Here is a 9,858-nt window from a genome sequence, read left to right as displayed (position 1 = left end):
GCGCACGACGTTGCGCAGATCCTTGACCGCTACAATATAGCGGTGAGGGCGGGGACGCACTGCGCCGAACCGTTGATGACGCGGCTGGGGGTGACCTCGACCGTGCGTGCCTCTATCGCGCTTTACAATACCGAGGCCGAGATCGACGCGCTGATTGCGGCGGTTGAAAAGGCGCAAGGGTTTTTTGAGTAATGACCATGTCCAAGCACGAGATCATTTCCCTGTCCGGTGAGGACGCCAGCGAAGCGGTTGCCGAACCGGGGCAGGCTGAGCTGTTTGCACCCGAAGAGACGACGGCGGTCGAGCGCCAAAATCCTGAGCTATTGCCTCAGGAAGAACTGGATCGCCTGACCGACGAACTGATCGCGGCGTTCAAGACGGTGTTCGATCCGGAAATTCCGGTCGATATCTATGAACTGGGCCTGATCTATCGCGTCGATATCAATGACAACCGTGAAGTGGTGGTCGATATGACCCTGACCGCGCCGGGGTGCCCGGTGGCGGGAGAAATGCCCGGCTGGGTGCAAAATGCGGTGATGGGCGTGCGTGGTGTTGCCGACTGTCACGTCAATCTGGTTTTCGATCCGCCGTGGGACTCTTCGAAGATGAGCGACGAAGCCAAGCTTCAGCTCAATATGTTTTAGTTCGCATGGGGGAAACGCGGTTTCCCCCATGTGCCCCCTTCCGTGAGTTTAAAGGCCGCAGAGATAGCTATGGATATTCAGCCTGTTATCACGCCTCGTCCCCATCGGCCGCGCCCGGCCATCGTGTCGCTGACCGACGCCGCAGCCGCGCAGGTCAAGGCTATCATGTCGCGCGCTGACAGGCCCTATGTGGGCCTGCGCGTCGGTGTGAAGCAGGGCGGCTGCGCCGGTCAGGAATACGTGCTGAGCTATGCCGAAGCCGCCGACCCGCTGGACGAGGTGGTGACAGATAAAGGGGTGACCATACTGATCGAACCCAAGGCGGTGCTGTATCTGGTCGGCACGGTCATCGACTATGAGACGACCAAACTGGCGTCGAAGTTCGTGTTTAACAATCCGAACGAGACGGATGCCTGTGGCTGCGGCGAGAGTGTAACGATCAAGCCCGCAGCCACGGAATCGGACTAAAAATCGGCTGCGGCGAGAGTGTAACGATCAAGCCCGCAGCCACGGAATTGGACTAAAAATCGGCTGCGGCGAGAGTGTAACGATCAAGCCCGCAGTCACGGATCAGACTAATCAGCCTCAGGCCCGCAGCGCCAGAGGCACGAACTCGACCTCTCCACTGCGTCCGGTTAGCCAGTCGAGCGCTTCATCGGCGGTGTAGAAGTTGCGCATCGTGTCCTTGGGGAAGGAGGCGTAGTCCTGCTGAATGTAGACCTCCTCCACCGCGTCGTGCGTCACAAAGGCGACCCGGCGGCCTTCGTGGAAATCGCGCGTCCATTCGGCCCAGGTCTGCGCAAAGCGCTGGCGGTCTTCGTCTTCCAGATGGCCCGTATAGCGGCGAAAGTCGATCAGACGATCATAACGCCACGGCTCACCGATTTCGGCATAGGCTTCGATGAAGCGGTCGCACAGTTCGGCGCTCGGGATCGGGCCGAAAACGCGGGCAATAAGGATGGAATGAATTTCATCCAGATAGACACTGAGGCGGTATTTTTGCGACATGGGTAAGCTGGGACTTTGTGACTTGCCGACCGAGTGTAGCGGGTAATGCTTAAAATCCACTTAGCTTAAAAGTGAAATGCCGTTTCGGTAACGGGTTAAGGTTGTGGCGTCGCTAACCACTCGATGGCTTCGTCGCGACGTTCGAAGAGTTGTATGAAGGCCTTGGGGAAGGCGTCACCCAGAGCGTTCAGGCGCGCGCGGTCAAACGGATCGCTGGAGATCAGGGCCAGACGGCGGCGCGGAGGGGATGGCGTACCGGCGGCCTGAGCCAGCCACGCGGCCGCCCGCATCAGGTCGGACAGTTCAACCACGCCCTGAGCCGAGCGCATATCCAGAATACGGTCGTAGAGCCAGGGTTGCTCGATCTGCTGATAAAGGTTGATCAGAGCGTCCACAAAGCCTTCGCTGGTATAGTCACCGCGGGCGGTAACAATTAGCAGGTTTTTATCCGTGTCGATAAGATGGGAGAGACGGAGAGCGCGCGGCACGGCGGACCTTACAGAACAGGGAACGGCTTGCGTATCCCTAAAGAGCGTCTGTTAAAAAACGCTTATATCCCATGTATTTAAGCGGCAACGGCCCCTTCACTGACCAATTCGGAAGGTTCAACCGGGCCACCGCGCGCTTCGGCGATCAGTTCCTGAGTGCGGCTTTCGATGCGCGCTTGCAGCACGGCCATGAATTGCGCCTTGTCTAGGCCGGGTGCGATCGGTTCAAGGAACTCCAGCACCGCCGTGCCGGCGGTCTTGCGATACTGGGTTTCTTGCCAGAACAGGCCGAGATTGGTGGCCACGGGCACCACGGGGCGGTTGAAATTCCTGTACATGTGCCACACGCCGGAACGGTAGCGGCGATAGGTGCCGGGGGCGTTGAGGTGGCCTTCAGGATAGATGAGGATGTGGCGACCGTCACGGTCGGCTTCGGCCGAACGCTGGCTGAGGCTGCGGCGCGCTTCGTGGCCGCCGCAATTATTGACCACAATGGCCCCCAGCTTGCGCAGCAGCGTGCCCATCAGCGGGAACTTTTCCAGATGATCGCCGGTGACGAAGGCCACGTCCCTGAACTGCGAATAAAGACAAAAGCCATCGCCCCACGACTGATGCTTGGCGGCGAAGATGACCGGCGTGTCCGGCACGAGGTGACGGCCGCGGACCTCAAGCCGGATGCCGGCCAGTACCCGCATGGCCCAGACCATCCGCCGCGTATAGCGCTGCACCACCCATAATACCGGTTTGCGACCCGGCAAGAGCGACAGGCCAATAGCCATCAGGCTGTAGCCGATGGAGAAAACCCAGTAGGCGAGGGCGAACGCAAAGGCGCGCATGGTGGTATCCACAAAGAAAGCCAGTGACGGATCGTCACCAGCTTCTTGTCGCACAAATTTGAACAATGTTCAAATTATATTTTCTCAGTTATATTTCTCAGGCGGCGTCGGTCGCTTTCAGGGCGGATTTGGCGCAGGTGACCATGTTGCGACCGTTATTCTTCGACTGATAGAGGGCCTTGTCGGCGCGGTCGAGCAGGTCGTAGGCGTCTTCGCCATAGTCACGCTCGGCGATGCCGACGGAAATCGTGATCGTGCCCAGGTCTTCATTGGTGGAACGGCGCTTGAGCACGCGGGAGGCAATTTCCTGCCGGGCTTCGTTGAGCAGGCGCTCGACGACGGCCATGTTTTCGCTGGGGAAGATCATGGCAAATTCTTCACCGCCATAACGGGCGGCCATGCGCGGGGCGCGACCAATGCGCGACAGGACCGAGGCGACGTAACGCAGGACCTGATCGCCCGTTTGATGGCCCCAGGTGTCGTTGAAGCGTTTGAAATGGTCGATATCGAGAACGGCCAGGGTGATATTCTTGCCTTCGTCGCTGTCGCAGTGGCGTTCCAGCGCTTCGTCGAAGGATTTGCGATTGGCCAGATTGGTCAGGGCGTCGGTCATAGCTTCCAGACGCACCTGATCGAGGTGTTTACGCAGACGCGCCACTTCGCGTGAGGATTCGCTGAGGCGAACTTCGAAATGGGCGTGCTGGTTGAGGATTTGCGAGGTGGCGTCCGTCAGACGCCCGACAAGCTGGCGCAGGCGTTGTGCGTCGGAGTCACCATCAATGCTGGTGCGCGCGCCTTCCAGAGTCTCGTTATAGTCTTTCTGCGCCTTCTGGGCTTCGTTGATGACTTCGCTGACCGAGGCCAGTTCACGCGTCAGACGCAGGCCTGCGTCGCGCACCTCATCATTCAGCTTGAGGCGGGAAATGAATTTCGAAGCGAGGCTTTCAGAGATTTCCTCGGTAATCTTCTCACCCGAGCCGATCAGGCGATGAATCTCCTGCGCCAGAGCCGAGTTGGGATCGCCCGCGACATAGAGCCAGATTTCATAATTGAGCGGCGTCGGCCAAACCCCGTGCACTTCCATCAGCCGAATGGCCTCCACGGCCAGACTATAGGCATTGGAACTGCGAACGCTCACTTCTATGTCGTTGCTCATAAAGGCTTCCTTGTGTCACGAATCGGGTGACGAGAAACACATTAAGTCAATTTCTCTGACAGGCGGTTAACGCGGGAACTTATTTTGCTTTACCCTTGCCCTCAGCGGTAGGCGCTGCGCAGCATAAAGGCCGGCACATGGCCGCCGAACCCCTGACCGTCCGGACCTTTGGGGAGGCTGTCTTCGTTGTCTTTCAACGAAAAATCGTCAGAGACCGCCTTCGCGCGCGGTGGCGGGGTGTCTGCGGCGGAGGATTTGCGGCGGCGTGTTTTTTTCTCCGGAGGCGGCGCGGCGTCCACGACGACCTCTTCCGGGGCCACGACCTCAGCGACGGCTTCAACGGCCGATTCGCCCTTGCGACCGCGTTCACGGCGCGGACGGGCTGAGCGGTCACGCTCCGTGCGTTCACCGCGACCGCGCGCAGGCTTTTCGCGCTCGGGACGCGCATCAGCCAGCGGGCTCCAATCGACGTCCAGTTCCAGCGTATTCGGTTCTTTTTTGATAAGTTTCAGAACCTTATCGTAGTTCTTTTCATCATTCGGCGCGAGGATCAGATAGGCCTCACCCGTGCGTCCGGCGCGACCCGTGCGGCCAATGCGGTGCACATAGTCATCAGCGTGATGCGGCACATCGAAGTTGAACACATGGCTGACGCTGGGGATGTCAAGGCCGCGAGCGGCGACGTCCGAAGCCACCAACAGTTTCAGTTCACCACTGCGGAAGGCGTCGAGCGTCTTCATGCGCAAGGACTGATCCAGGTCGCCATGGATCGGGGCCGCATTAAAGCCGTGCACTGACAACGACTTGGCGACAATATCGACATCGGTCTTGCGGTTGCAGAAGACGATGCCGTTATTGATCTCCAATTGCCCGATGAGGGTGCGCAGCGCCAGACGCTTGGCCTTGGCCAGCAGTTTGGAATCGCCCGATGGGACGCGATAGACGTACTGGGTGATGTTTTCGTTGGTCGTTGCCGGGCGCGAGACTTCGATGCGGACCGGGTTCTTCAGAAACTGCTCGGTCAGGCGCGTGATTTCCGGCGGCATGGTCGCTGAGAAGAACAGGGTCTGACGCGACGGCGGCGTCAGCTTGAAGATGCGCTCGATATCGGGAATGAAGCCCATGTCGAGCATGCGGTCGGCTTCGTCAACCACCATCAGTTGCACGCCGTTGAGCATCACCTTTGAGCGTTCAAACAGGTCGAGCAGGCGGCCCGGCGTAGCGATCAGCACATCGACGCCCTTGTCAAGCTTGGCCACCTGATCGGCCATGGAGACGCCACCGATGAGCAGGGCCCAGTTCAGCTTGCAATATTTGGCATATTTCTCAAAGGCTTCGGCCACCTGATCGGCCAGTTCGCGCGTGGGCGCCAGCACGATGGCGCGCGGCATACGGGCACGTGAACGGCCCGAAGCCAGCTTTTCGATCATCGGCAGGGTGAAGGCCGCCGTCTTGCCGGTGCCGGTTTGGGCGATCCCCAGAACGTCCAGTCCGATCAGGGCGATGGGGATGGCCTGTTCCTGAATGGCGGTCGGCGTATCGTAGCCGGTATCGGCCACGGCTTTCAGGATATCGGGGTTCAGGCCTAGATCGGTAAATTTGGTCATTCAGCTTTGAAGGGTTGCCGTTTCGGACAGTCACAGGAAAAAAATCAGCCGCCGCGTAAGCGCGGACACGGCGATGAATACGCCGGTAAAGGCTTTGCGGCCTCTAGTATCAGATTTTACATAAAAGGACAGAGATTTATTGCGCTGCGGCGGCTCAGACGTCCAGATCATCGCCGACAAATTCGGCGTTTTGCTGAATGTACTTGAAACGCAGTTCCGGTTTACGACCCATCAGGGTTTCGACCAGATCCTCGATGCCGCTCTCATTCTCAGGCAGGGTGACGCGCGCCAGGGTGCGCGTCTTCGGGTCCATCGTCGTTTCCTTGAGCTGTGCCGGCATCATTTCGCCCAGACCCTTGAAGCGGCCGATTTCGGGCTTCTTACCCTTGAACTCTTTTTCAAGGATTTCAAGTCGATGCGCGTCGTCCTTGGCATAGACGATCCTAGTGCCGTGGCTGATGCGGTACAGCGGCGGCATGGCCAGATAGAGGTGACCATTGCGGATCATCGACGGCATGGTGCGGTAAAAATAGGTGATCAGCAGCGAGGCGATGTGCGCGCCGTCCACGTCGGCGTCGGTCATGATGACGATGCGCTCATAGCGCAGGTCGTCTTCCTTGAAGCGCGCGCCCGGCTGCACGCCTAGGGCCAGCCCCAGATCGGACAGTTCCTGATTGGACTTGGCCTTGTCAGCAGTCGCCGAGGCGATGTTGAGGATCTTGCCGCGCAGGGGGAGGATGGCCTGTGTATTGCGGTTACGCGCCTGCTTGGCCGAACCACCGGCCGAGTCGCCTTCGACGATGAACAGTTCGGTGCCATTGGCGTCCTGACGCGCACAATCGGCCAGCTTGCCTGGCAGGCGCAGCTTACGCGTGGCCGAGGCGCGCTGCACCTCCTTGTCCTTGCGCTTTTTCAAGCGGTCTTCGGCGCGTTCGACGACGAATTGCAGCAGTCGGTCGGCCTGTTTTGGCGAACTTATCAGCCAGTGATCGAACGGATCGGCCAGCGCCTTTTCGACCAGACGCTGGGCCTCGCTGGACGACAGGCGGTCCTTGGTCTGGCCCTGAAACTCAGGATTTTTGATGAAGACCGAGATCACCACGCCGGCTTGCGCCACCACGTCTTCGGCGGTGATGATGCCGCCGCGCTTGTCGCCGGTCATGTCGGCATAGGCCTTCAGCGAGCGGGTGAGGGCGGCGCGCAGGCCGGCCTCATGCGTGCCGCCGTCGGGCGTCGGGATGGTGTTACAGTAGGATTGCGTGAAGCCGTCAAATTCACCGAACCCGGCCCCCGACCAGGTGACGGCCCATTCCACGGCCCCGGCTTCGCCCTGCCGCTCTACGCGGCCGGAGAAGATGTCGGTGACGGTTTCGGTTTCCTGAACGCGCTCAGCCAGATAATCGGCCAGCCCGTTGGGGAAGTAGAACTTGTCTTCGGCCGGGGTATGGTCGGAAATCTGGCTGGGGTCGCACTTCCAGTGGATTTGTACGCCGCGGAACAGATAGGCCTTGGCCTTGGCCATGCGGTACAGACGTGCCGGTTTGAAGTGCGCGCCGACACCGAAAATCTCTTCATCCGGCTTGAAGCGTTCGCGGGTGCCGCGCTTTTTGGAGGGCGCGATCTGCTGGATGGGGCCCTGACTGAGGCCGCGCGAAAAGACCTGCTGCCACTCAAAACCGTCGCGCCACACGGTGACTTCCAGCGTTTCGGACAGGGCATTGACCACCGAGACACCGACGCCGTGCAAACCGCCGGAGGTTTCATAGGCCTTGCCGGAGAACTTGCCGCCGGAGTGCAGGACGGTCATGACCACTTCCAGCGCCGATTTGCCGGGATATTTGGGGTGCGGATCGACGGGGATGCCGCGTCCATCATCGCGCACCGACAGATAGCCTTCGGCGTCCAGTTCGACCCAGATGGCCTTGGCGTGACCGGCGACGGCCTCGTCCATGGCGTTGTCGAGCACTTCGGCGAACAGGTGGTGCATCGCCTTTTCGTCAGTGCCGCCGATATACATGCCCGGACGCTTGCGCACCGGTTCCAGCCCTTCCAGCACCTCGATCGCCGAAGCGCCGTAACCTTCGGCGGTCAGGGCCGAAGGCGCAGGGGCCGGGACCTTGACGGGCTCAGTGGCCGGGGTGGGTTTGGCTGCAGGCATGGCAGGCGTATCCGTTTGAGGCACGGGGGCGTCGCCGCCGAAAAGGGAGGGCTGAGGAGGCGTAGTGGACATGCGCGTACTGTGGACCGATTCGCTGAATTTCCATCCGGCAGGCGATGGAGGACGTGAACAATCCATAAACAAAAAGGTCGCAAACCCCAAGGGGCTTGCGACCGATTTCTGTGGCTTAATGCCTGATGGCTTAGCCGGAAGACTTAGAACGCCGCCTTGAGGGTCACAGCGATCTGCTCCTTCACGGGGTTGCGAGCGAAGCTCTTGCCCAGATCGTGATCGCCGGTGTCCCAATAGCGGACGTCGAGCGACAGGTTCGAGGTCAGCGCGTAACCCGCACCCAGGTTCCAGGTGGTATATTCGCCCGTAGAGGCCTCATACTTGCCCATGGCACCCGAAACCGACCACTTGTCGGTCAGCGGATAGGCCGCGTTCAGTTCGTAGTAGGGGTTTTCCAGCGTTTCCCAATTGGTGTAGATCGCAGCACCGATCGTGCCCTTGCCCATCGGGTGGGTGAAGCCGGCCTTCAGTTCGCCGAAGTTCAGATCGTCTTCATCCGGATAGGCGTAATAGATAGCGCCGAAGTCAAACGACCAGTTGCCAACGGTCGGCTTCACGCCGGCGTACAGATCGACTTCCAGCGAAGCGTCCGAACCGAAATCGACGTTCGAAGCCCAGGTGCCGGCGTAGAAGGAACCGTTGGTGTAGTCGATGCCACCCTGAACAGCGGCTTCCTTGTCTGTCTGCGTGACGCCGCGCCAGACATAGTTGTTGGTGGCGGCAATGTTGTAGCTGAGGGCGCCTTCAGCGGAAGCGGCGCCGGCGACCAGAGCACTGGCGGCGATCGTGGCGGCGAGGAGGAACTTCTTCATGATCTGTATCCTGTATTATGGTTCAGATTATATCGCCTACAGTACGCAACTGCGGCGTAAATCGGAGTTTAATGTAGCAATTTTTACGTCGCGTACTACCCCCTGCGGAATGTTTGACGGCGTTTGATGTAAAATTGTCACGAATCTCTAACGCGACATTCACACAGGGTAGTGCCAATTATATAATTGATTTTAAATAATAAAAATCCGCATTGAGGCGGGTTCTCTTTTCTATGTGTTGCAAATGTGGCGAGGTTTTCCTGCGGCGCAGCGTTACTTTTGCGCCGCACTGCGCAAAAAGCGAATCGGTCGCAACCTGAGAAACCGCCCGCGCGAGTCCGGGGCGGTTTCCTGGTCAAACCGTCTTCACGCCTTAAAACGCGGCCTTCAGGCTGAGCACGACACGCTCGTCGCTAAAGCGTGTATCGACGTCGGTATCGTGGTAACGCAGGTCCACAGACAGGTTGGAGGTGAGGGCGTAGGCCCCGCCGAGGTTCCACGTATTGTAGGTGCCATAGTCACCAAATGCGCCGGAAACGGATACCTTGTCCGTGAGGGGATAGGCGGCGTTGACTTCGAAGTAGTCTTCGAAATTATCATCTGTGTTGAAATAGGCCGCCGCACCAATCGTGCCCTTGCCGAGGGGGTGACTGACGCCCAGTTTAACTTCCTCAAAATTCAGGTCGTCTTCCTGCGGATAGAGATAGGCCAGCACGCCGATGTCGAAGGTAAAGTTGCCCGCTGTGGGCTTTACCCCAGCGTAAAGGTCAAGTTCATAGTCGGCCTTGCCACCGAAATCAACGTTTGACGCCCAGGTGCCGGCGTAAAACATGCCGTTGGTGTAATCGATACCGCCCTGAATAGCCGCGTTTTCGTCAGTCTGGGTGACGCCACGCCAGACGTAGTCGGAGGTAACCCCAATATTATAGCTGACCGTACCTTCGGCCGAGGCGGTACCCGCTGTGAGTAGAGCCGTAGTGGACGCGGCAATGATAATTACTTTTTTCATGATGACTTCCTCATTTTTAATGGAGCCACCTGAACGCTTCTCCTGCACAGTATTGGCGGTATGAAATT

Annotated in this window: 11 protein-coding genes; 3 read left to right on the top strand and 8 right to left on the bottom strand. The window is 59.1% G+C overall.

The window, feature by feature from the left end:
• The 3 genes from Q0072_RS21505 to Q0072_RS21495 form a co-directional block, all read left to right on the top strand.
• Nucleotides 1-192, top strand: a 192-nt coding sequence (locus Q0072_RS21505) for an aminotransferase class V-fold PLP-dependent enzyme (protein ID WP_298333993.1), incomplete at its 5' end; no start/stop codon positions are given.
• 5 nt (nucleotides 193-197) lie between these two features.
• The gene (locus tag Q0072_RS21500; RefSeq protein WP_298333991.1) at nucleotides 198-644 is read left to right on the top strand and encodes an SUF system Fe-S cluster assembly protein; all 447 of its coding nucleotides are present in this window, start codon (nucleotides 198-200) and stop codon (nucleotides 642-644) included.
• A 69-nt stretch (nucleotides 645-713) separates the two neighbouring features.
• Nucleotides 714-1,112, top strand: a complete 399-nt coding sequence (locus Q0072_RS21495) for an iron-sulfur cluster assembly accessory protein (RefSeq protein ID WP_298333989.1) — start codon at nucleotides 714-716, stop codon at nucleotides 1,110-1,112.
• Nucleotides 1,113-1,229: 117 nt separating this feature from the next.
• Here the strand turns inward: Q0072_RS21495 and Q0072_RS21490 are convergent, their stop codons facing one another.
• From Q0072_RS21490 to Q0072_RS21455, 8 genes are all read right to left on the bottom strand, one after another.
• Nucleotides 1,230-1,652, bottom strand: a complete 423-nt coding sequence (locus Q0072_RS21490) for a hypothetical protein (protein WP_298333986.1) — start codon at nucleotides 1,650-1,652, stop codon at nucleotides 1,230-1,232.
• Between the two features lie 95 nt (nucleotides 1,653-1,747).
• A complete protein-coding gene (locus tag Q0072_RS21485) occupies nucleotides 1,748-2,140 on the bottom strand; it encodes a hypothetical protein (protein ID WP_298333984.1) in 393 nt (130 codons plus the stop codon).
• Between the two features lie 77 nt (nucleotides 2,141-2,217).
• Nucleotides 2,218-2,976 (bottom strand): 1-acyl-sn-glycerol-3-phosphate acyltransferase, encoded by a 759-nt coding sequence (locus Q0072_RS21480; RefSeq protein ID WP_298333982.1) that lies wholly within the window; start codon nucleotides 2,974-2,976, stop codon nucleotides 2,218-2,220.
• Nucleotides 2,977-3,073: 97 nt separating this feature from the next.
• The gene (locus Q0072_RS21475) at nucleotides 3,074-4,132 is read right to left on the bottom strand and encodes a GGDEF domain-containing protein (protein WP_126423889.1); all 1,059 of its coding nucleotides are present in this window, start codon (nucleotides 4,130-4,132) and stop codon (nucleotides 3,074-3,076) included.
• A 101-nt stretch (nucleotides 4,133-4,233) separates the two neighbouring features.
• Nucleotides 4,234-5,739 (bottom strand): DEAD/DEAH box helicase, encoded by a 1,506-nt coding sequence (locus tag Q0072_RS21470; protein ID WP_298333980.1) that lies wholly within the window; start codon nucleotides 5,737-5,739, stop codon nucleotides 4,234-4,236.
• 154 nt (nucleotides 5,740-5,893) lie between these two features.
• Nucleotides 5,894-7,969 carry a DNA topoisomerase IV subunit B gene (gene parE, locus Q0072_RS21465; RefSeq protein WP_298333978.1) on the bottom strand — a complete coding sequence of 692 codons (2,076 nt, stop codon included), beginning with the start codon at nucleotides 7,967-7,969 and terminating at the stop codon, nucleotides 5,894-5,896.
• A 143-nt stretch (nucleotides 7,970-8,112) separates the two neighbouring features.
• Entirely contained in the window at nucleotides 8,113-8,781 is a 669-nt protein-coding gene (locus Q0072_RS21460; protein ID WP_298333975.1) for a TorF family putative porin, read from the bottom strand.
• 373 nt (nucleotides 8,782-9,154) lie between these two features.
• A complete protein-coding gene (locus Q0072_RS21455) occupies nucleotides 9,155-9,790 on the bottom strand; it encodes a TorF family putative porin (protein ID WP_298333973.1) in 636 nt (211 codons plus the stop codon).
• Nucleotides 9,791-9,858: the final 68 nt, after the last annotated feature.

Source organism: Asticcacaulis sp. (assembly GCF_027484505.1).
GTDB lineage: Bacteria > Pseudomonadota > Alphaproteobacteria > Caulobacterales > Caulobacteraceae > Asticcacaulis.
This window is presented reverse-complemented; position numbering and strand designations above follow the sequence as displayed.